Annotated in this window: 16 protein-coding genes and 4 pseudogenes; 14 read left to right on the plus strand and 6 right to left on the minus strand. The window is 40.6% G+C overall.

Going from position 1 to position 23,521, the window contains the following annotated elements:
- Window positions 1-304: 304 nt before the first annotated feature.
- From ANSO36C_RS06180 to ANSO36C_RS06200, 5 genes and pseudogenes are all read left to right on the plus strand, one after another.
- Window positions 305-2,069: pseudogene (locus ANSO36C_RS06180) on the plus strand (WD40 repeat domain-containing protein).
- A gap of 375 nt (window positions 2,070-2,444) precedes the next feature.
- A complete protein-coding gene (locus tag ANSO36C_RS06185) occupies window positions 2,445-3,437 on the plus strand; it encodes a glycosyltransferase family protein (RefSeq protein WP_251958825.1) in 993 nt (330 codons plus the stop codon).
- 299 nt (window positions 3,438-3,736) lie between these two features.
- Complete coding sequence (locus ANSO36C_RS06190; RefSeq protein WP_251958826.1) at window positions 3,737-3,928, plus strand: hypothetical protein; 192 nt, start codon at window positions 3,737-3,739, stop codon at window positions 3,926-3,928.
- A gap of 90 nt (window positions 3,929-4,018) precedes the next feature.
- Window positions 4,019-5,161, plus strand: a complete 1,143-nt coding sequence (locus tag ANSO36C_RS06195) for an AI-2E family transporter (RefSeq protein ID WP_251958827.1) — start codon at window positions 4,019-4,021, stop codon at window positions 5,159-5,161.
- Between the two features lie 489 nt (window positions 5,162-5,650).
- Window positions 5,651-6,820: a homocysteine biosynthesis protein gene (locus tag ANSO36C_RS06200; protein WP_251958828.1), complete on the plus strand. Its 1,170-nt coding sequence runs from the start codon at window positions 5,651-5,653 to the stop codon at window positions 6,818-6,820.
- A gap of 95 nt (window positions 6,821-6,915) precedes the next feature.
- On the opposite strand, the gene ANSO36C_RS06205 is transcribed toward ANSO36C_RS06200, so the two are convergent.
- Complete coding sequence (locus tag ANSO36C_RS06205) at window positions 6,916-7,938, minus strand: hypothetical protein (protein WP_251958829.1); 1,023 nt, start codon at window positions 7,936-7,938, stop codon at window positions 6,916-6,918.
- Window positions 7,939-8,316: 378 nt separating this feature from the next.
- On the opposite strand from ANSO36C_RS06205, the gene ANSO36C_RS06210 reads away from it, so the two are divergent.
- Window positions 8,317-9,210: a tetratricopeptide repeat protein gene (locus ANSO36C_RS06210; RefSeq protein ID WP_251958830.1), complete on the plus strand. Its 894-nt coding sequence runs from the start codon at window positions 8,317-8,319 to the stop codon at window positions 9,208-9,210.
- Window positions 9,211-9,395: 185 nt separating this feature from the next.
- Here ANSO36C_RS06210 and ANSO36C_RS06215 read toward each other — a convergent pair.
- Window positions 9,396-10,015: pseudogene (locus ANSO36C_RS06215) on the minus strand (TMEM165/GDT1 family protein).
- A gap of 850 nt (window positions 10,016-10,865) precedes the next feature.
- Between ANSO36C_RS06215 and ANSO36C_RS06220 the strand changes: the two are divergent.
- Window positions 10,866-12,065 (plus strand): annotated as a pseudogene (locus ANSO36C_RS06220) (ISAzo13 family transposase).
- Between the two features lie 29 nt (window positions 12,066-12,094).
- Here the strand turns inward: ANSO36C_RS06220 and ANSO36C_RS06225 are convergent.
- The 3 genes from ANSO36C_RS06225 to ANSO36C_RS06230 all read right to left on the minus strand — a co-directional run bounded on the left by ANSO36C_RS06225 (window position 12,095) and on the right by ANSO36C_RS06230 (window position 13,821).
- On the minus strand, window positions 12,095-12,568 hold the full coding sequence (locus ANSO36C_RS06225) for a DUF29 domain-containing protein (RefSeq protein ID WP_251958831.1): 474 nt from the start codon (window positions 12,566-12,568) through the stop codon (window positions 12,095-12,097).
- Window positions 12,569-12,673: 105 nt separating this feature from the next.
- Entirely contained in the window at window positions 12,674-12,799 is a 126-nt protein-coding gene (locus ANSO36C_RS33825; RefSeq protein ID WP_267145357.1) for a hypothetical protein, read from the minus strand.
- 62 nt (window positions 12,800-12,861) lie between these two features.
- Complete coding sequence (locus ANSO36C_RS06230) at window positions 12,862-13,821, minus strand: protochlorophyllide reductase (protein ID WP_251958832.1); 960 nt, start codon at window positions 13,819-13,821, stop codon at window positions 12,862-12,864.
- 367 nt (window positions 13,822-14,188) lie between these two features.
- On the opposite strand from ANSO36C_RS06230, the gene ANSO36C_RS06235 reads away from it, so the two are divergent.
- The 7 genes and pseudogenes from ANSO36C_RS06235 to ANSO36C_RS34750 form a co-directional block, all read left to right on the plus strand.
- On the plus strand, window positions 14,189-15,586 hold the full coding sequence (locus ANSO36C_RS06235; protein WP_251958833.1) for an AAA-like domain-containing protein: 1,398 nt from the start codon (window positions 14,189-14,191) through the stop codon (window positions 15,584-15,586).
- Window positions 15,587-15,769: 183 nt separating this feature from the next.
- Window positions 15,770-17,332: an AAA-like domain-containing protein gene (locus ANSO36C_RS06240; protein WP_251958834.1), complete on the plus strand. Its 1,563-nt coding sequence runs from the start codon at window positions 15,770-15,772 to the stop codon at window positions 17,330-17,332.
- A gap of 270 nt (window positions 17,333-17,602) precedes the next feature.
- Window positions 17,603-17,839 carry a hypothetical protein gene (locus ANSO36C_RS06245; protein ID WP_251958835.1) on the plus strand — a complete coding sequence of 79 codons (237 nt, stop codon included), beginning with the start codon at window positions 17,603-17,605 and terminating at the stop codon, window positions 17,837-17,839.
- A 61-nt stretch (window positions 17,840-17,900) separates the two neighbouring features.
- Window positions 17,901-20,060 carry a DNA helicase RecQ gene (recQ, locus tag ANSO36C_RS06250; RefSeq protein WP_251958836.1) on the plus strand — a complete coding sequence of 720 codons (2,160 nt, stop codon included), beginning with the start codon at window positions 17,901-17,903 and terminating at the stop codon, window positions 20,058-20,060.
- Window positions 20,061-20,154: 94 nt separating this feature from the next.
- A complete protein-coding gene (locus tag ANSO36C_RS06255) occupies window positions 20,155-20,727 on the plus strand; it encodes a Uma2 family endonuclease (protein ID WP_251958837.1) in 573 nt (190 codons plus the stop codon).
- A gap of 130 nt (window positions 20,728-20,857) precedes the next feature.
- Window positions 20,858-21,484 carry a type I restriction enzyme HsdR N-terminal domain-containing protein gene (locus ANSO36C_RS06260; RefSeq protein WP_251958838.1) on the plus strand — a complete coding sequence of 209 codons (627 nt, stop codon included), beginning with the start codon at window positions 20,858-20,860 and terminating at the stop codon, window positions 21,482-21,484.
- 95 nt (window positions 21,485-21,579) lie between these two features.
- Window positions 21,580-22,337 (plus strand): annotated as a pseudogene (locus tag ANSO36C_RS34750) (AAA-like domain-containing protein); the annotation flags it as partial.
- 424 nt (window positions 22,338-22,761) lie between these two features.
- On the opposite strand, the gene ANSO36C_RS06275 reads toward ANSO36C_RS34750, so the two are convergent.
- A complete protein-coding gene (locus ANSO36C_RS06275; protein WP_251958840.1) occupies window positions 22,762-23,469 on the minus strand; it encodes a Uma2 family endonuclease in 708 nt (235 codons plus the stop codon).
- Between the last annotated feature and the right edge of the window lie 52 nt (window positions 23,470-23,521).

Raw genomic sequence — 23,521 nt, forward strand, 5'->3', positions numbered from 1 at the left:
CGCAACCTTGGAAATCCGTGTCATTTTAAACTTTCCTTTGTGGCTATAACTGTTTCTAGGGAAACAGTATCTCGTTCTCTATCTCCGTTAGAATTGACTGACATCGTTTAATTCTATATACTTCAACTGCATTAGTTCATGAAATATCTAAGTGCAATAATCTCTATCTTTCCTGTAAACATCTGCTAATGGCTGTGTTTTATTAGACTACTAACATTACTAAATTTTTAAAAGGTTATAAACTTGAATAATTGCATTGGTATAGCTTACCGTAGGTATGCAATAGTTTGCCGTAGGAATGCAGATGGATTGGATTAGCTTACTCAAAGCTCAACAAACTGACTTCCTTCAACGTGTGAAAAAACCTAAAACTTATGACTTATCTTTGCTGGAAAGTCAAGTTAAAGGTTGTCACACTGAAGTTATGGGTTTTTGGGGTGAGCCATTGGCTAGACTCCAAGAGCTTTCTCGCCAACAAGCAGAAGTTCTCGCTAAAAATCCGCCGCCTACACCGTCTGAATATCCTGAACCTCCCGACTGGACAATACCTTTTCCCAAACACTTCCAACAACAAGCCCAAGATTATCTTTTGCGGGAGCATCTTGTTGATGGGGTAATGGCTGAACGCTTGGGCAAATTGGTAAAAAAGGTGTCGCAAGATACCTTACAAAACATGATTTTAGATGATGAGGGAAATTTGTGTGGTGAAAGCAAATTTTCTTATGTACTCAAAGATCATCCTCAGCTAAGTATCCAAGTTTACGTTGCTGATGGAGAAAGTTTTAATGGTATTAAGAAAGACAAAATTAAGTGGTCGATTACTCAAGAAGATTTGAAAAATCACCAAGTATTAATTTTTCTGTGTTTGTTTTATCCTTCTACAGGTAATTTAGGTACGAGAGGCAAAGTATAATAACAGGTTTTTTACCGACAAATCAACTTGAATTTACTGAACCAAAACTGTATGTAACTCCGAGTAACTTATTGTATGCAGGAGGGTTAAGTTGGTATTTAGAATCACTTTTTGGCAAAAAAGACACGTCGCCATTAATTAGTGAGAAAGCGTACTCGCAGATACAATACAAACTCTACCATCAGAGCATTGCCTCAAGGATATAGTCGGTGACTGGGAATGCTGGCAGACTTTGCAAGGACACACCAGAGGCATTAATTGTCTAGCTTTCAGTTCTGGGTGTAAGAATGGCAAAGCCTTACCCATATTGGCAAGTGGTAGTCGGGGAGAAACGAAACTCTGGGATTTAAGCAAGGGTGAATTAATAGATACATTATCAGAGTATCCTTGGGTAATATCTGGGCTAGTGGATGAAGTCAATTCCCTAGCTTTTAGTTCCGATGGACAGACTTTAGTGAGTTGCGGTGCAGATTCCACCATTAAGCTTTGGCACGTAGGCGCACTAGACTTGATAGATATTTTGCACAAACATAATGGGGTAGTGCGGTGTGCTGCCTTCACCCCAGATGGCAGAATGTTAGCCACAGGCGGAGATGATAGAAAAATTCTTTTTTGGGATTTGATGCAACGTCAGGTAGCGATCGCACTTTCTTTAGATGATACAGCTGCTCATTCCCTGGTTTTAAGTCGAGATGGGGAAACTTTGGTGACAGGTAGCTACCGCAAAATCAAAGTCTGGCGTACCTTACCCAAAACTGGGATTAAAAGTTTAAAGGATGCACAACCACTACATACCCTCATGGGTCATTCTCACATCGTTCGTTCCTTAGCAATCAATGCAGATGGTAAACTGCTGGTGAGTGGTAGCTGGGATCAAACGATTAAAATTTGGCATTTGGAGACTGGAGAATTACTGCATACTCTTAAAGGACATAGAGATAGAGTATATGCGATCGCTTTAAGTCCCGATGGGCAAATAATCGCTAGCGGTAGTGCTGATAAAACTATCAAGTTGTGGCATCTACAAACTGGGGAATTGCTCGGTACTTTTACAGGTCATGGGAATATAGTTACAGCATTAGCCTTCACAGCTTCCGGCGAGATGTTGGTTAGCGGGAGTTTAGATAAGACAATTAAAATTTGGCAACGAAGTTAGGAGTAGATAAGCTTCATGCATATCAGTAGATTTTCGTCAGTATGTAAGTTATAATGCAAGCATTCTTGGCAGTCTAAAACAAAATTAATTTTGTCAGTAGCACTTAGGCTGTAAATTAGCTCAGTGTGTGGGTATTAAACTCAATCTTACACGGGGTTTTGAAGACAAAAATGAGTGATGCTTTTTCACATAAAGCGTCACCCAACACCCTGCCATAAGCATCGCTAACTTAAAAATTGTGTTTTCCACCCTTATTTTCGCCAATATGTTAAGCACTATTACTTGATTGACAAATTGTTTATGACTTTGAACTGTCAAGAATGTAATGCAAGTAGAAAACAAAAGTTTCGGATACTGATAATTAAGGAAAAAGCAATGGTTATTTCACAACGTGGTATTATTACCTACGCTTACGGGGCATCTTACTATATAGAAATGGCAAAGTCACTAGCGCGTTCTCTACGTCTTCATTCACCAAATGTTCCCCGCGCTATTGTTACTGACAATCAAAATGATAAAGAGTTACTCGAACTTTTTGATTACGTTATAACTATGAAAGAAGAATACGGTTCTAATGTGAGACAAAAGCTTCATGTCTATGATTACTCTCCATTTGAAAATACACTTTATATTGATAGTGATTGCATAGCAGTAAAAGATATTAACTTTATTTTTGATGATTTTAAAGGTAGAAGTTTTAGTGTGCCAGGTAATGTATATCTTAAAGCAGGTGATAAAGATAATTTCGTTGAATTAGATGACATCCTCAAACGATTTAATCTGACAAAATTACCTAAATTTAATGGAGGTATTTATTATTTCGAGAAAAACGATACTGCTAAGGCATTTTTTGAAACAGCGCTAGAATTTTCGAGCGACTGGAAAAAGCTAGGTATTGGTGAATTTCGTGGTGATGGCCCTAATGATGAACGTCTTTTTGGTATAGCGATGATGCTACACAATCAAAGTATGTTTGAAGATTATGGTCAGATGATGCGAACACCTATTGGTCTTCGTGGTTCTTTTGATATAGATGCTATTAAAGGTAAATCTAGTTTTCAAAAATACAATGAGGTGGTGTCTCCTGCTCTTGTACACTTTGCCTGCGTTTGGGGAGAACATCCCGTATATCATCGGGAAGTATCAAGATTAAAAAACCTAAATAAAGGTTCCACTAACGAGATCAAGTCTGATATACTCTCCACAATTAAATATAAGTTTGGCTATCAAATTGCCTTATTAAGGTATATAGCAAAACGTGTACCTAAAAATCCTCAGTATGTTCAAGCTAGAGTGAAAAAACTTTTGAGGCAAGTACCTGAGTTGATTAAAAGTAGATACAAAACTCAGTTAATTCGTAGCAAATAAAATTTGGGAAGACTCGGCATCCCTTTGTACTTACTCTAAATCACTCAAAGGCTGCCCTGGTTACTTTGTGCATAACTTTACTTGCATAGAAAGTGCTGTCTGCGGTTCAGGCAGCACTTAAAAATTTTCATCGAACCTGAGAAGATACAAACCAAAACTTCCCGTCCTTCGCTCGTGGCAGGTATTAAAAATTATATTTTTGTGAAACTCACAAGGATTGTATCTGTAGGTTTATTGTAGAAACTGGGCGGTACAGCCCAAATCCTTGTGTACCACAAAAATTTGTATGCTGTACTTTTATGCAAAATCAACTAGGATTGGTTCTGAAACTGCTTTTACTCTCGGCTTTATTATCAGTATTGATTAAGTATGCAGGGCCTAGCCTATCAATTCCGGCGACAGCAAGCAACGCGCTAATTATAGTATTGTTGCCAATTGTGATTATAGCGATCGCGCTACTGTGGCGATTCCAAGCACAGAAACAAAATTAACTTAAACTATCTACGCAGAAGTTACTAAAATCAGCTAACCTAGCTTAATTACAATAAAATTGCATCTCGCCAACCGTTGGGAGTCAGCCTGTGAACCTCGGTCAATGGATCGGCTTAATCGCCATAGTTCTTTCTTTATACATCCTGTGGCAAATTCGGGAAGTGCTTTTGCTAATGTTTGCCGCAGTTGTATTAGCCACAACCTTAAATCGGCTAGCAAAACGCTTCCAACGCTTTGGAATGAAGCGTGGATTCGCCGTTCTGCTAGCGGTAGCTATCTTTTTAGCAGGTGTCGTGGGTTTTTTCTGGCTAATTGTGCCGCCATTTGCACAACAGTTTCAAGAACTAACATATCAGGTTCCTAAAGGGTTTGGGCGCTTTAATGGTTGGCTTGATGCCCTGAGAACTCGTATCCCTGACGAGTTAGTTCCTTACATTCCAGATATCAATAGCCTCATCCAACAAGCACAGCCCTTCGTCAATCGGGTACTAGGAAACTCTTTCGCCTTTGTATCTGGCTCTTTAGAAGTTGTTCTCAAGATTCTGCTAGTGTTGGTTTTAACAGGAATGATATTAGCCGATCCCGTGGCTTACCGCAAAGTCTTTGTACGGCTTTTCCCCTCATTTTATCGGCGGCGGGTGGAAGGAATTTTAAATAAATGCGAAGTCTCTCTAGAGGGATGGATTACAGGTGCTTTTATTGCCATGTTTGTAGTGGCGCTGATGAGTCTAATTGGCTTATCAGTTTTGGGTATAAAAGCAGCACTAGCTTTAGCAATTTTAGCAGGATTTTTGAATTTAATTCCCAACCTTGGCCCAACGCTGAGTGTAGTGCCAGCAATGGCGATCGCACTGTTGGATGATCCCTGGAAAGTCGTCGCTGTCTTAATTCTATACTTTATTATTCAACAGGTTGAAAGTAATTTCATCACGCCAATTGTGATGGCACAACAAGTTTCGTTGCTGCCAGCTGTAACTTTAATAGCCCAATTATTTTTCGTTACTTTTTTTGGATTCCTCGGATTATTTCTGGCGCTACCTCTAACTGTTGTCGCTAAGATTTGGTTGCAAGAAGTGTTAATTAAAGATGTTTTAGATGAATGGGGAAATAATCATCTAAAAGAAAGGGAACTGGTTATAGTTTCTGAATCTCCCGCAGCAGATGATCATTGGACGGCAGAAAATCCAGATATAAATGAGAATCCCTCAATTGGTGATGATATCTTGAAATAAGATTAAGCCCGTTGGTAGTCAGGACTTTAGCCCTTATTTTCTAAACGCTAAAGTACTGACTAAAAACCCTGAAAACTAGCGTGACAAATTACAATAATAACAATTCAAAATTCAAAAATAAATTATTCTAATGCTTGACCAATTCTTCCTTGATGGTACAAGCCCCTAAATTCATTTATGGATAGATAAGTTTTAAACAATGCAGGGTTCAAGCCTCAGGATAAATCCTGGGGCATTAATTGCGAATTGCGAATTGCGAATTGCGAATTGCGAATTGTGCTGACTTGCCTTTTGTTGCTATCGTGCAGAGATTGGCAGCAAATATTTCGAGATGAATAGACATACATTTAGTGAAAATATAGAGACGTAGTACTGCTACGTCTCTACAAAAGTTCTGGATAACGTATATTTAACTTCTGGAGCGCTCACAAGGAGCAATCAAAATTTCTTTTCCCTACTCCCCTACCAGGAAGCGCTAGCACTGATAAGATGCGAACAATTGCAGAAATTAACGAGAAAATCAGCCGCCAACGTGCGGTAGTGTTGACAACTGAAGAATTAAAAGCACGAGTTGTAGAAATCGGTGTTACTAAAGCTGCTAAAGAAGTTGATGTAGTTACCACTGGCACATTTGAGCCAATGGAATCAAGTGGTGCAATTATCAATTTGGGACATACTGACCCCCCAATAAAAATTCGTCGCTGCTGGTTAGACGGTGTGCCAGCATACTCTGGTTTTGGGGCAGTAGATTTATATGTGGGTGCGAGTTCTGCTGTGGAGACTACAGACGGTGAAGAAGTCAGAGAACGTGGCGGTGGTCATATAATCGAAGATTTAATCGCTGGTAAACCTATACACGTAAAAGCCCAAGGACAAGTAACAGATTGTTATCCCAGAGCAACTTTTGAAACTACTATCACCAGCGAAACAATTAATCAGTTCTATTTATTCAATCCGCGCAATCTTTATCAAAATTTTATTGTTGGTGTAAATGGTGGCGATCGCCCCCTCTTCACCTATCTCGGCCCTTTACAACCGCGTCTGGGGAATGCCGTTTACTCCAACCCAGGTGCTATTTCTCCCCTACTCAACGACCCAGATTTGCAACTCGTTGGTATAGGTACTCGAATTTTTTTAGGCGGTGGTATTGGCTATGTCGCTTGGGAAGGCACTCAGCACTTCCCCTTACAAAAGCGTTTAGCTAATCGGACACCGATTGGGCCTTCCGCCACTTTAGCTTTAATTGGTGATGCCAAGCAAATGGATGCTCATTGGGTGCGGGGTTGTTACTTCAAAAGTTATGGCCCCTCATTGATGTTAGGCGTTGGTGTCCCACTACCAGTATTAAATGAACTGGTAATTGAACACTGTGCCGTCCAAGATCAAGACTTGGTAGCCCCGATAGTGGATTTTTCCATTCCCCGGCGCGTCCGTCCCACCTTTGGTTTGGTGAGTTACGCCCAACTTAAATCTGGGAGGATCACCATTGAGGGCAAAGCAATACGCTCTGCCCCCTTAGCGAGTCTGTTTTTTTCTAGGCAAGTCGCCCTAGAGTTGAAAAAGTGGATCGAAGCAGGTACCTTTACCCTTACAGAACCAGTTTCTCCAATTCCGATGGAGCGATCTTTTCTACCCCAAGACCGTCGGACGGATTTTTGATCGTGCGGAATGGGGAATGGGGAATTGGGAATGGAAAAAATTAGTTGAACCCTAATATTTAATCTAATAATCCCTAATCTCCAATCCCCAATTCCCTAGTCTTGAGTTGGTTTCGGTCGCTTAATGGGTTTAGGAGCAGGTGTTTTTGGTATAGGTTTTGACACCACTGAGGGGTCGCCGCCTGTACTTGTTTTCTTGATGGGACGAGGAGTTTCGCCACTGCGTCTGGGGGGGAATGGTTTTCTACCACCAGCACCACCGCCACCGCCAGCACGAGGGCCACCTTTGAATGGTGGTTTGCGTTTTTTGGGCAAGTCAGCGATCGCCTCAGCTTTTTCTACCACCAAAACATCAGCTTCTCGCTTGGCTTGGAAGTCCCAGAATTTTCCTACTGCTTTGGTGGTCAGCACACCCCTCAATTTCAACTTAAAATACTTAGGTTTATCAGTTGATTTACGAGGAGCCTGTCTAATTTTGACTACCAAGCTTTTAGCATCAAAAGACTGGTATACTACTTCACCACGAACAGAAAAACCACCATCTACAACTTCTGATGAGGGTACTACGGCAATTGTGCTTAGTTCAGAATTTTCGGATAAGCCATCATCGGGTGTCTGTAATTGCAACTCAAAATCTGACTCGTCCTCATCTGTTGAGTTTTTAGCCAGATTTTCTGGCTCCCAAACTCCGACGATTTGGATGTGCAAGGTATCATTTTCTTGTCTTGTACGTGGATACACTACCCACAGATGTTCTTTTTCTAAGTCTAGGTGATTCTTGACTAAGCTCATAATCCGGCCTAGGAGGACGGCATTGAGTTCTACACCATCTGTAGTCAGCAGTGTACCTTGAGTAAATTGTTCGCTGCTAGCATGATAGCGACCCCGGACTAACCCGATCGCACGATATTGCATCGGCTCGCTGGGAGGCGGAATTGGTTGCTGTCGATTGACTAGGTTCCCATTTGAGTCAGTCTCGATGGGGTTAACAGGCGAATTTTCAGGTTTAGAGGAGTGAGCTGCTATATGAACATTAGCGGCTGCCTCTATGTTAGTTTGGCCCTGGTTAGAGGCAGAAGAATTGGAGGATTCAGGCAACGGCATCAGGTCGGAATTCATAAAAACTCCTTGCGGCGGAGACACATCCCATTGTGGGATTTTACAAAGGCAGCTGGAAAGAGCATTTGTGCGACTGATGAAAATATATTGGCTTTTCACAAAGTCACACTAGGGTGCTCTAGACAATCCTAAAGGCGCTAAATTTAGTGTATAAACACTAAATGTCTAATTTAGCGGCTTTACACTAGTTTCGGAAGCATATCATAGCTACAATTCTGACGGCTCCTCCTAAAGTCATCACTTACTTTAGCAGTGTGGATAGTTAATTGTTATAAAATTCACAGGCAATTGGCGGTATTCCGCAAAGTTTTGGAAATTTTTAACTTTACGATTTGTGTAAATGATAATGTCATTAAAATTCAGGAGAAAGACAAAACTGTGTCTCAAACACGCAATCGCTGGATAGTTCAAGTCATCTTGGCGCTGGCAATTCTTGCTTTTGTGGGTGTTTCGGTGATTCCCATCATTGGAGCATTTAATGATACGCCACCCTCAAATCAGAATACTGCTAGCACCAGAGGCAGTTTGACTTCCGCTGACCAAAAATCAAAGCTGGAAGACGAAGTACGGGGTTATGAACAGGTTTTGCAACGGGAACCAGAAAATCAGACTGCGCTTAAGGGACTATTACAGGCGCGGCTGCAACTACTGAGTCAAAAAGAAAAAAGTGAGGTTAAACCAGCTGATATCCAAGTTGTGATTGAACCTCTAGAAAAGCTAGCCAAACTGAATCCTGAACAATCAGAATATTCAGTGCTACTAGCTCAAGCCAAACAGCAAATTGGCGATCGCGAAGGAGCCGCTCAAGCTTATCGCTCGATTTTGTCTACAAAACCAGGCGATTTGAAGGCTTTGCAAGGAATGGTGGCTCTGTTGATTAGTCAGCAACGCCCGGAAGCAGCCATTGGTTTGTTGCAAGAAACCCTTTCTAATGCAGCCCAAGCAAATACAATTCAGCCTGGAAGTGTCGATACAGTAGCCGTGCAGGTACTATTAGGTTCTGTTCACGCTTCCCAGAAACGCTACGCTCAAGCTAGCTCTGTATATGACGAGGCAATTAAGAAAGATCCCAAGGATTTTCGCCCGGTTGTGGCAAAAGCCATGCTCCTAAAACAACAGGGCAAAGATGCAGATGCAAAACCTTTGTTTGATAGTGCCGCAGCTTTAGCACCTGCTCAGTACAGAGACGAAATTAATAAGGCAGCAACAGTTTCTCCTATTCCTAGTCCTGCTGCATCTTCCTCGCCTTCACTCGAAAGTAAGCCTAAATGATGGGGATTGGTTATTATTTTTCTCTCCCTGCTCCCAATACGGTTTGGATAAGCAGGGGAGGCAGGGGAGGAAACAGAGTTATTTATTATTAAACAATTTCTCTTCCCCTGCTTCTCTTCTCCCCCTGCTCCCCCCGCTCGCCTCAACAGATAACTTTGTTAACAGAACCATATTGCCCCTGCCCCTCACGCTCCCTCAACGGCAGCAACGACGCCAAAGACTAAAAACAGGCATCCGCCAATAAAGGTGAGTTGACGTTCAGAAATGCGTCCAGCAATCATTTTGCCGCCGATAACTGCGATCGCAGCACATAAGGCGTGTCCTAAAATTGCACCTATTGTCACTCCAATGGGATTATTACCTGCTGCTAGGGCAATGGTGGCAATTTGGGTGCGATCGCCCCACTCTGCCATAAATGTCAACACAAAGGCTTCTATGACAATTGCCAACCCAGTCTTTTGTTTTGGCAATTGCAAATCGGCTTGTTTTACCGCAGCTTCCGCTTCTTGTACAACTTCTGTATCACAAGCAGCGCTAGACATCTTACTAGCGTCATACAACAGCTTAATACCAAGGCAATAAATAAAGCTATTTCAGCGTAATGAATAAAAACTTTTGGTAAAAAAGATACCGCTTGTCCAAATATCACCGAAAGGATTGTCATCGCCGCCAAAGCAGCTGTCACACCTATAAATACCAGCCGCCGTGGGTGGTGCATTGCCAAAATCACAGCAATAAAAAATGTTTTATCGCCTAGTTCTGAAACTGTAATTAATAATAAACCTGCGGTAAAAGCTGTTAACACTCTCTCAAGCTCCTGAAGAATCGTTTACCGATGTGAAGCTTGATGAGAGCCAAAAGACCTCACCAAGTTTACACTTTTCGGTGTGAACTTAGTGAAGGTCTCGCTTTCAAATATTGATTATTTGCCACCTGAACCAGGGCTTTATCGCCCAGTATGTTGATTCAGATGTACTGGCTTTCAACTTTTTTTTGCCAGCAGCTACTCCCCTTCTACGCGCTCATAATTATACATAGTTTCCATGTACTAAGTCAAGGGATCAGGGAATAAAGAGGTATAACTGTAGAGTTAAACGGCGCATACAGATCGATTCAGCGCTTACTGAGTTGACACTCCCCGCGATAAATCGACGGGGATTCTTGGTTCAACGAAACCACTTAATCTAGAGTCCTTGCGTCATCTAGACCAGAGGTGGGATTCTCCCCAAGCGTTAACTTTCCGAGTGCCCCTCGGTAGTTGCATCGCTGCAAGTCCTGTTTTACTTGAAACAATTTGTTCCAAAATTCTGAGTCGTCTAGCCCCTATGAACCTTTTACCTACTGCTAGGAGGAAGCTAGAACAATGCAGTAGAACCGCATAGATGAGGCAGTGCGGTCTTGGGGTTTCCCCAAGTAGAGCAACTGCCGTTCAATTATCAAGGTTCAGTGCCTTGTCTTTTGACAGCTAGGTTTTTTAAGTGGTTGATTACCTTTCCACTATCATTAGTTCATTAGTATAGTGTATTGGTAGACTAATTAATTGAAAGCCGTCGTAGAACGACGTAGCTCTAAGAGAACTCCACAGAATAATTGATCCTATGATAAGAGAAAGATAAATTCAGTGTGCAGTCTAGCTCATGTATCCAAAATCTATCATTCAACTCACCGCGCACCTAAAATCTCTGTACATCAAAACAGCGAAAAAACTCAAGGGAAGTGACCGAAGACAATTCATGGCAGAAGTAGTCAAAGGTTTGGGAATAGGTGGACAAACTGTGGCGGAAAGGGAGTTGGGATGGAATAGGCGCACTATCCGTAAAGGGATGCAGGAGTTAGAGAGTGGTCAGCCTTTTATTGATGGTTTCAGGCGTAGTGGACGCAAGCGGGCTGAAGCAAAATTATCAAACTTGTTGAGGGATATAAAATCGTTAGTAGACCCACAAAGTCAAACTGACCCCAGTTTTAAAAGTATACGTTTGTATACACGCATGACGGCAAGCGAAGTCCGTCGTCAACTAATTGAACAATTTGGTTACACAGAGGAAGAACTACCTTCATCAGAAACAATTCGACGAAAATTGAATGATTTAGGCTATACCTTAAAAAGAGTTCTGAAAACCAAGCCTATCAAGAAAATTCCCGAAACAGAAGCGATTTTTGAACAAGTTGAACAAATTAATAGTGAAGCTGACAATGACCCTCATACTCTGCGAATTTCCATTGATGCTAAGGTAGCAGTTAAGATTGGAGAATTTGACCGTGGGGGTAAAAATTGAATGCCAACCATCTCAGTAGACCACGACTTCCCGACGGAGATAACTCTGATTCCCTACGGCATTTTTATACCTGAATACAACGAGTTATTTTTATTCTTTGTTTCTTCCAAATTAACCGCTGATTGTATTGTTGATTTGCTTGAAAGCTGGTGGCAAACTGTCAAACACAGATTTGCTCATATTCAAAAACTGGTGATTAATCAGGATAATGGACCTGAAAATAATTCTCGCCGCACTCAATTTATGAAGCGGATTGTAGATTTTGGTACATCATCTCAACTGACGTTACAACTTGCTTATTATCCGCCTTATCATAGCAAATATAACCCGATAGAACGTTGTTTTGGCTGGTTAGAACAGCATTGGAATGGTAGTTTACTTGACACTGTTGAGACTGTACTGAATTTCGCCCAAACTCTCACATTTAAGGGTAAAAATCCGGTGGTCACATTGGTAGAAACAGTTTATTCTACAGGAGTTAAACTTACTACCTCCGCTATGGCAGAAATTGAAACACAGATTCACCGCCTCCCCAATCTCAGAAAATGGTTTGTAGAAATTTTTGCTAAACCCACATAGCTATTGGATCATTTTTTTTGTGGAGTTCTCTAAACCCAATTTTTCGGTAAAAACTCATCATCTGTGACTTCTGCTAGCTGGTATGGACAGTTCAGAGGAAAGGATTCCATTGACAAGCCAGTTTCAGCTTTTGCTTGCTTAACTGCTTGTGCATAACACTCAGCAAAAACTATTTCAAGATAAGATTTGAGACTAGGTGAATCATCTAGAGCTTCTTTGACACGTCTACGATGTTCAATGATGCTTCTTTCCCAGCTACCACTTCTTTTGTCGGGCTGAAATTGCCATTTGAGCAAATGCATCAGAATTACAATCAGATTACTCTTGAGACTCCGGCGCTCACTCCTTCCCATATCGGCAATTTCTTCAATTAGGTTCTCCCACTCAACGTTTGCGTAATCCTGACTTTGCAACTTTTCTACAGTCGTTTCTATCCATTGCAAGTAATCAGTCTCATATAGGGTTTGGGAATGCGCCTTTAGGGAAGACATGGCAGTTTCCATCGGAAATGGTTAGATAATTTTTCGATATCTTTACAATTAACATCGGTGCGTTAAAAAAGTGTAACGCACCTTACGGATTCTAAGAATTGGGAGATATTAGTTTTGTCATACGTTGGCTACCAAGATTTGTTTGCCGTTAACAAGTTCTTCAAAGTCAAACGAACCATCAATACGAGGTAGTTTAGGTGGTTTGCCAAAACCTTTTCCACCACTGCGTTTTACCTTTGCCATCACTCACCTGACTTTTAGAGGTCATTTATCAAGTAAAAATCAAATTATTGCATCCTATCCCATCACGCAAGTCCAACTAACTTGGCGCTTAGTTCCCACATTCGCTTGGATTTTTCGTCATCACGGGCTTGAGGAGAGACTTTTTGAACGAAGGATTTGCCATCTTTCTTCTGGCGATTTCCCCAACTCCAGTAGACACCGGATTGATTATATTCAGGATCGGCAACTACCGCAGCAACCCTTTCTCCCGCCAACTCCTGAGACACATATCCCCCAGTGATGTACTTTTGGAATAATGGGAAGATTTTCTGAAACAAGGGATAGTGGTTTCTAAATAGCGGTGTTTCTGCAACACATCCCGGATAGAGAGAATTGAAGACGATACCGGTTGACTCGTGATAACGATCATGCAGTTCCCGCATAGTCAGCACATTACAAACCTTACTGTCTTTGTAAGCTTTGACTGGTTCAAATTTCTTGCCATCAATCATCGAGATTGGCTCTTTAAACCCTTCTGCAAAGCCTTGCAAATCACCTAAGTCGGGACGCGGTGGAATCTTCCCACCCAGTTCGTCTGGATTGTGAGTCACAGTTCCTAAAATGACAAGCCTTGGTTCTAAAGATGATTTCTTCAGATCCTCTAGCATCAGGTTGCACAATAGAAAATGACCAAGATGATTTGTGGCAACGCTTAACTCGTAGCCTTCTGGACTGCGTAACGGCTCCTTTATTAAGGGCATATAAATTGCGGCATTGCACACCAAAGCGTCTAAAGACCTTCCAGTTGCTCGGAAGTTATTCACAAACTGTCGAACGCTATCTAAAGAGGCAAGGTCAATATGTATGCTGGTATAACTGTTGTAGGGGATTTCCACACTTTGAGCAGCTTTTTGTGCCTTAGCTAAATCTCGACAGGCCAATACCACATACCATCCTCTTTGAGCAAGAGCTTTTGCCGCATACAAACCCACCCCTGAAGAAGTACCCGTAATTACAACCGTTGGCTTATGATGTTGTTCCATTATCTTCGCTTTTTATTGACTGTCTCTAGGATCTCACACCAGTGAACCATTATTGTCGCCAGCTTTTTCAAGGTTGTATTACATTATTTTTTAGGTATTTAGACCACACTGAAATGGAGAGTAGAGAATAAGAAGTAGGGAGTGGCGTAGTTGAATTACTTGAAAGGCACTGTAAGCGGAACTAACCTCGTACTCTAAGTAAGAGAGAATAATCTTTAAGAAAAAATATATAATTATTTATGAGCTATTATTAGGTGTTGATTGTATCAATACAATCTTTACTTTTTTGTTTTTAAGTATTTTTTCAGATATATTATACTACTAAGCTGAAAAGTAAACTTGCTAGCTGTTTAACTATTTATACACCGTGGATGAGCTTCTGGAATCTGTTAAAAAAATCCTACAAGACAAGCCTCTCGGTTCTATTCAGTTGTTTGTGCTTAATCAATCCTGGTTAGGCAAAACTTACAGTGAAATGGCAGAGGAATCTGGCTACGGCAACAATTACATCAAGGAAATCGGCTCTGAGTTGTGGCAAGACCTTTCTGTCGCGCTTGGAAGAAGAGTAACGAAAAAAAATCTACACTTAGCTTTGAAGAAACACCTGCAATCTGAGATTGGTGTTCAGGAGAATTTTCTCGAACCAAAGTTAGGCGAAGAATCTAGCTTAGAAATAGTTTCTCCAGACTTATTTTCAGCAAGTAATATAGAATTTCCTAGCGGCCCCGTAGCACTTGGTTCTCCTCTTTATATCAACCGCCCTCCCCTAGAAGAACTTGTTTGTCACGAGCTTTTATACCCTGGTGCTTTAATCCGAATCAAAGCACCTAGAAAGATGGGAAAAAGTTCCCTGCTCAATCGGATGATTGCTTATGCTAAAGAGCAAGATTATAAAATTGTCTATTTGGATTTTCAAGAAGCTGATCAAGACGTTTTTGCTTGCCTGGATAAATTTTTGCGTTGGTTTTCTGTGAATGTCAGCAGACAGTTAAATCTCCTTCCCTGTTTAGATGATTTTTGGGATACGGAAATGGGCAGCAAGGTAAGCTGCAAAATCTATTTTGAAGCATATCTGCTGCAACATATTGAGCAAAGTCCTGTGGTTTTGGCTTTAAATGAAGTCCATCGAATTTTTGAACATCCTAATATTGCCCAAGACTTTCTGCCAATGTTGCGATTTTGGCATGAACAAGCAAAACAAGATCCAATCTGGCAAAAGTTGCGGATGGTAGTAGTTCACACAACAGATATTTATATTCCGCTTCAGCTTAACCAATCGCCTTTCAATGTTGGGATAACAATTACACTGCCACCATTTACCCTCAAGCAGTTACAAAATTCAGCTTTACGCTACGGACTCGATTGTGCAGCAGATTCGGAAGGGGCAAAACGCCTTGCACCTCTACACGCAATGGTAGGAGGACATCCCTATCTAGTTAACCTTGCATTTTATCATCTATGTCAGGGGGAAATGACGTTGGAGTTATTACTAGAAACTGCATCTACACCGGTAGGAATTTACGGCCAGCATTTACGAGAATTGTTGACTCTACTGCAAAAAGAACCAGAATTAATGTTAGCTATGCAACAGGTAATTGCAACAGATAAAAAAGTGGAGTTAGACGCGATCGCTGCTTACAAACTAGAAAGTATGGGGTTGGTTCAACTTAACGGCAATCAAGCTAGTGCCATGTGTGAATTATATCGTCTTTATTTTACTCAACAGTTGGGAATGCAAAATGCTAATCCTCCTAGCATTTTTTAAATTAGTTTCGAGGGTTCGTAGTAAGCACTTTATTGCTTATAATTTAATGATTATAAAATCAAGACTAAAGTCTTTACTACAAACTTGCTTACCCATCAATATTATAATTATATGAAATTTTTTAATTGTTCCAGCAAGAGTTTGTTGATTTAGATGTAAAACGTAAAATAAATTTAAAATTAAATGAAAAATTATCGATACCAAGTTGGCGGTACACTCACCAGTGATGCTCCTAGCTATGTTGAGCGTAAAGCAGATGTGGAACTTTACGAAGCCTTGAAGCAGGGGGAATTTTGCTACATTCTGAGCAGTAGGCAAATGGGCAAATCCTCACTTTTGGTAAAAACGAAACATCGCTTCCAACAAGAGGGCTTCAGATGTGCCACCGTTGATATGACTAATATTGGTTGTGAAAATATAACTCCAGAGCAGTGGTACAAAGGAGTTGTAGGAGACTTGTGGTTGAGTTTTAAACTCTTAGGAAAAGTCAACTTGAAAACTTGGTGGCAAGAACAAAATGACATTTCTTTGGTTCAAAAATTCAGTCGGTTTATTTCGGAAATTTTGTTAGTTCAGTTTCCTAACGAAAGATTATTTATTTTCATTGATGAAATTGATAGTATTCTCAGCCTCGATTTCTCTGTTGATGACTTTTTTAACTTAATTCGTTTTTGTTATAACCAACGAGCAATTGATCCAGAGTATAATCGGATTACCTTTGCAATTTTTGGCGTTGCAACACCTTCAGACTTAATTTTATATCGGAATCACACTACTTCGTTTAATCTTGGTAAAGCCATACAAGTAAATGGTTTTACATTTGAAGAAGCTCAACCACTATCTTTGGGATTAGATATTAAAGACAATCATCCCCAAAAACTTTTGAAAGAAATATTAGCTTGGACAGAAGGGCAACCATTTCTTACTCAAAAGCTGTGCCGACTGCTTGTAAATTTATCTCAAGATGATATGGCTAGAAAGCTCAAAATTCCCCCTGGTACAGAAGAATTTTGGATAGAAAATGTAGTGCGATCGCACATCATCGATAAGTGGGAATCACAAGATGAACCAGAGCATTTACGGACAGTTCGCGATCGCCTCCTCAGAAATGAAGAAATTGCCGCTAGATTGCTAGGAATTTATCAACAAATTCTCCAAGGAATAAAAGTATCAGCCGACGATAGCAGAGAACAGGTAGAACTGTTGCTTTCTGGTTTAGTAATCAAAAAGCAAGGTTTTCTCAAAATAAAAAACCGAATTTATCAAGAAGTTTTCAATTTAGAATGGGTTAGAAAAAAACTAGCTTACTTGCGCCCCTACTACGAAACCTTCAATGCATGGGTAGCCTCAAAGGAAAAGGATGAGTCTCGCTTATTGCGCGGACAAGCCTTGATTGATGCCCAAAGTTGGGCAAATGGTAAAAGCTTGAGTAACTTAGATTATCGATTTTTAGCTGCTAGTGAAGAATTAGATCGGCGAGAAGTGCAGCAGGCATTAGAGGCTGAACGTGCTAAAGAAGTCGAAGCACGATTAGCAGAACAACAAAAAAGGCTGGCTCAACAAAAGAAAAATGCCACAATAGTGACACTTTTACTCGTGGGCATGACAATCAAGTTGGTGATTTCTTTAGTGTGGGGAGTGTCACTTTTACGAAAGATTGATGCTTTAGAATCACAGTTAAAATGTACCCAGATAGGACATCAAAACAAAGAGATAACTGCAAATTCTCGGTTAGATGGATGCTAAAGTTAATTTTAGATTATAAATCTGCTTGTTACTAAAAAGCTTAGTGAAAAAACGCGGTTATTCTGAAAGCTGCCGATCGTGTGAGTTAAAATCCTGGTATCTTCAATAACTATCTACGCAGAACGCCCCCGAAAAAGCGATCGCATCATGTATCATCGTTAATTTAGTGAGATAATTTAACATAAGTTTGACGAAGCTTAAAAGCGACGAGGGTAAAACTTGTAAGCTTATATATTATTAGTTACGTTATCAACACAAATAATTAAGACGATGAAGCAATTGAGTAACCTAGATAGAATTTTAGATGCAGCAATGGAGCTGCCTTTAGAGCAGCAAGAAATGCTGGTTCAAATTCTCAAAAACCGAATTATTGAAAGTCGGCGAGATGAAATTGCCTCAGATGCAGCAGCTTCCATTGCTGAATTTCAAGCAGGTAAGCTCAAAGTCCAGACTGCTGCCGAAGCAATTCAAGAATTACGGGAAACCCAAATGCAGCCGATGATGTGAGTTAAAATCCTGATATCTTTGATAACTACTCACGCAGACAGCCTCCGAAAAAGCGATCGCTATGCTTCAGTATCCCCATCTCGAACAATCGCTAAAATATCACTTCGGTTATGACCAATTCCGCCCCGGACAACGGCAAATTATCGAAGATGCGCTGCAAAATCGAGATTTAATGGTTGTGATGCCAACTGGTGGGGGGAAATCTCTGTGTTTTCAGCTACCAGCGTTGTTAAAAAATGGACTAACGGTGGTGGTGTCGCCGTTAATTGCTTTGATGCAAGACCAAGTGGAAGCACTGCGAAATAATAATATTAACGCCACATTTCTCAATAGCAGCTTAAATGCTTACAAGGTGCGATCGCGAGAAGAAGCCATCCTCAGTGGTAAAGTAAAATTGCTCTACGTCGCCCCTGAACGTCTCCTGAGTGAAAGATTTCTCCCGTTTCTCGATTTAGTTAAAGAAAAAATTGGTATTTCTAGCTTTGCTATTGATGAAGCGCACTGCGTTTCGGAATGGGGACACGATTTTCGTCCAGAATATCGCCAGTTGAAATCTCTCAGGAAACGCTATCCTGATGTCCCTACCGTCGCCCTTACCGCCACAGCAACCGATCGCGTGCGTGCTGATATTATTCAACAATTAGGGCTAAAGCAACCAAGCATTCATCTTGCCAGCTTTAATCGTGAAAATCTTTATTACGAAGTCCGTCCGAAAACGAAATATGCTTACGCTGAATTGTTAGAACTAATTCGAGAAACTGAAGGTTCGACAATTATTTATTCTTTAACTCGTAAAAAAGTTGATGAACTCACTTTTAAACTGCAAAATGATAAAGTTGGTGTTCTGCCTTATCACGCCGGATTAACTGATGAAGAACGTAGTAGTAATCAAACACGATTTATTCGAGATGATGTCCGGGTGATGGTGGCAACAGTTGCCTTTGGGATGGGAATTAATAAACCCGATGTGCGGCTGGTAGTTCACTTTGATATGCCTAGAAATATAGAAAGTTATTATCAAGAATCGGGTAGAGCCGGGAGAGATGGAGAACCATCTCGATGTACAATATTTTTCAGTTTTGGTGATGTTAAAACAATTGAATGGAGTATCGATCAAAAAACTGATCCTCAAGAACAGTTAATTGCTAAACAACAATTGCGGCAGATGATCGATTACGCTGAAGGCACTGATTGTCGGCGAACGATTCAACTGGGTTATTTTGGCGAAAGGTTTCCTGGAAATTGCGGTAACTGTGACAATTGTCGTCATCCTAAACCCATGCAAGATTGGACAATTGAAGCCATGAAGTTTTTATCTTGTGTGGCGCGTTGCAAAGAAAGATTTGGGATGGTACACATAATTGATGTGTTGCGGGGGGCAAAAAAAGACAAAATTATCCAGTACGAACACGATAAACTTTCTACCTATGGTATTGGTAAAGATAGAACTGTAGATGAATGGCGAATGTTGGGGCGATCGCTTTTACATCAAGGGTTAATAGAACAAACTAGCGATGGTTACTCAGTTTTAAAACTAAATGCCCACAGTTGGGAAGTAATGCGAAAACAACGTACAGTTTCGCTAGCTGTAACCACAGTCCAAAAGATTACCTGGGAACCGGAGAATGAAAAGGCAGAAGTTGCAGAAATATTATTACAGAAGTTGCGATCGCTACGCAAACAATTAGCTGATGAGCAATCTGTACCACCTTACGTCATCTTCCACGATTCCACTTTAAAATTGATGGTACAGGTGCAACCCCAAAACTTAGCTGAATTTGCCAAACTTTCTGGTGTAGGTAGTCACAAACTCGCTCAATATGGTGAAAAGTTTATTACAGAAATTCGCGCCTACCGCCAAGAAAAAGGTTTGCAAAATAAATCTGTTACTTCGGTATCTTCTGCTAAGTCATCTTCTTCTTACACCGAATTACAGACATTACAATTACATCAACAAGGTTTAAATATCGCTCAAATTGCCCAAAAACGCAACCTTAGCCCAGCAACAGTTAGCAGTCATTTAGAAAAACTAATTGAAAAAAATCAGCCAGTTGATTTAAATCAATTAGTACCTTTAGAACATCAACAAAAAATTTGGCAAGTTTTAGAAGTACTCGGTGATATTTCCCTGACTCCCATTAAAGAACAACTAGGCGAAAGCTACACTTTTGATGAAATTCGCTTAGTGCGGTGTAAGTGGCGGCGCGAAAATCGCAAATGATAATTGAAGAAGAATACAGAATACAGAATCAATTAGTATGATTCATAAATTCTGTTTTATTAAAATGCAAAAGCCAGATTAAAGGAGTTAGGCGATGAGTCAGATGCTTAATACAGGAGTACGTTGGACAACTCAGGATGTGGAATTATTACCAGAAAATGAAGGGACGCGCTACGAGATAGTTGATGGAGAATTATTTATGACCAGGGCACCTCACTTTAAACATCAGCAAACTTGTGGCAAGATTTTTCGACAACTTGATATTTGGTCAGATTCTACTGGTTTAGGAGAAGCTGTAATTAACCCTGGCGTTTTGTTTTCAGAATCAGATAATGTGATTCCTGATGTAGTTTGGGCTACTAAAGAAACCTTGGGGCTAACATTGGATGAAGCGGGACATTTAACTGGCGCACCAGATTTAGTAGTCGAAGTCTTGTCTGCTAGCAACGAAGACCTAAGACGAGATAAGGAAGCTAAACTTAAACTTTATTCTTCCAGAGGAGTAAAAGAATATTGGATTGCTGATTGGCGATCGCGTAAACTAGAGGTCTATCGGCGCGAACAAAGTCAACTTAAATTGGTAGCAACTTTATTTAGTAGTGATAATCTAATTTCTCCACTATTGCCTAGTTTTAACTGTACTGTAGACCAGTTTTTTCCTGTATAAATTTTAGGTTAAATGGAAAAACAAATCTCAACTAACGCATTAACTAAAGTCCAGGTACTGATTATGGCGACCGCAGCTGGTGTCTGTGTTGCTAACATCTGCAATTACCATTTAAGTAAAAAGCTCAACAATGGTTCAACTTATTCAAGGAAAAGATATCACCCTAGCCCAACTCATCGATGAATTTGGTCTACACTTTGCAGACGACGAACTTTTTTTTTCAGAGTGGCAGCAAGATTTACCTGAGTTGAGTGATTTAGAAAAGCAATCTCTCAACGAAGTCAAGACAGAATATTTGCATCTCTCGAAATATCCTATTTTAGAACCTGTAGTCAAAATGGTAGTGCTATCTCCACTATTGCGCCTAGCAGGTTTTTATCAACCGCCTTTCTACATGTCCTCAGAACAAGAGGTCAGAATTTCTTCTGAAGACGAAGGCATGATTATCAGAGGACGTATTGACATCTTGGTGTTCCATCCTCCACTTTGGGTTCTCGTTATTGAAGCAAAACGAGCAGATTACTCGTTAGTGCCAGCAATTCCCCAGGCATTGGCTTATATGTTGGCAGATGCAACTTCGGCAAAACCTGTTTTTGGGTTTGTCACCAATGGTAATGAATTTAGATTTATCAAACTGCTAAAAACTGAAACTCCACAATACGCTCTATCTGATTTGTTTGCTTTAGATAGTCGTGATGATATATATATTGTCTTGAAAGTGTTAAAACACTTAGCTCATTTAATTCGCAATTCGTAATCTTGTAGGGTGTTTTATGCCATTGGCTAACGCACTATACCAAAACCAAACTAGCTTGGACTTCATAATTTTTAATTTTTAATTTTTAATTGTTTATGCCCCAGTATCAATATCAAGTCGGTGGTAGTCTTCCTCAAAATGCGCCAACTTATGTTAGACGGCAAGCTGACCATGATCTCTATGAAGGCTTGAAGGCTGGGAATTTTTGTTATGTACTCAATTCTCGCCAGATGGGGAAATCTAGCTTGCGGGTGCAGGTAATGCAGCAGTTGCAAACGGGAGCATCCCAAATGTGTAAAAACATATTTTGTCATTGCGAGCGTAATGAAATGAAGCGAAGCAATCGCAGCCGCTAGACTTTGCGATTGCTTCATTCCGCTTCGCTCCATTCGCAATGACTAGTTCTAATTGGTAAATTTGCAAAATTGGGATGCTCCCGTTGCAAACTGAGGGATTTGCTTGTGCTGCTGTTGATATTACAGCTATTGGTACGGCGGATATTACGCCAGAACAGTGGTATGCCGGGGTGATTGATACTCTGGTGGGAAGTTTTAATATTTATACAACTTTTGATTTAGATACTTGGTGGACTGATAACGCTTTGCTTTCACCAGTGCAGCACTTGAGCAAGTTTATTGAAACGATTTTACTAAAAAGAATTACTGAAAAGATTGTTATTTCTATTGATGAAATTGACAGCATTCTGAGTCTTTCATTTAACTTAGATGACTTTTTTGCAGTTATCCGCGATTGCTACAACCGACGAGCAGACCATCCTGAATATAACCGCCTCACCTTTGCTTTGATTGGCGTATCTACACCTTCAGATTTGATTCAAGACAAACGCCGGACTGTCTAAGTGAACAATTTATTGTTGAAGAGTTAGAATCTCTATAAATAATCAAAGTAGATGATGAAATAAATATGAGTGGACTATTAGAAGCTGTAGACAAAATTAGAGTCAGACCTGGAGTTTAAATATAGGGGCAGGGCGTAGGCGTAGCCCGTCGTAGACATCGCTTGGTAATGAAAAGGTGCAATTCAAGTTCTGATCTCGGTGTTTCAAGTTCCAAACACCAATGACCGAGTAAAAAGGTCGAAGTTCCGAGTTCTGAACACCAACGGCCGAGCAAAAAGGTCGAACTTCCGAGTTCCAAACAAGAATGGCCGAGTAAAAAGGTCGAACTTCCGAGTTCCAAACAAGAATGGTCGAGTAAAAAGGTCGAAGTTCCGAGTTCTGAACACCAACGTCCGAGTAAAAAGGTCGAAGTTCCAAGTTAAACCTCCGGTTCGACTCCCAGCGCTTTTAACTGGGCTGCTAATCTCTCTGCACGCTGGCGTTCTTTTGCTGCTAACTCCAAACCCCACAGTAATAATTCGCCGTTGTCATCCCACCAACGTAACCAATAACCTGTGCGATTTTCTCGGCTTCCTTGCCATACGCCTAAAAACAAGTTCATTTCGGCAATACAGTGACGATTATTTGCATCTGGTGTTTGCAGTTGATAATTTCCTAAATCATCTCGCCGATAAACTTCTAAGACTCCGCCATCTGGTTCAAAAATGGCATAGTTCGGCACTTGTAAAATCTGCTCATAATAAAACCATTTACCAGGGGGATAGGTCGGTTTACTAGAATACTCTCCACCTTCTGTATCTGAGAGAAATTCCATCACAATTACGGGAATATCACCTTGGAGCCGTGGCGTATAACTGCGCTTCACTTCTTCTCGTGAGACTCGAATCGATGATACATATCCCCAATCTGGTGCTTTAACCACAAATCGATTATTTAAGGTGGCGCAGATACCGTAGTTAGTGATGGTTAAAGCATCGGCAGGTAATCTGCTGGCAAGTTCTAAGCTTTCTGTTAAAGCAGCAGCCAAGAGTGGCTGATTAATGTTATCCACTGGTTCGTCGTCTAAAACAAAATCATCAGGTAACTTTTCCCAGGTGACATTATGAGTGGCTGCATTGGCTAGCATAATCAGAATATCTCAAGTACAAATTCAATTTCTAATGACCCGATTAAAAAAT

The organism is Nostoc cf. commune SO-36 (assembly GCF_023734775.1).
In the GTDB taxonomy this organism is placed as follows: Bacteria; Cyanobacteriota; Cyanobacteriia; order Cyanobacteriales; family Nostocaceae; genus Nostoc; species Nostoc commune_A.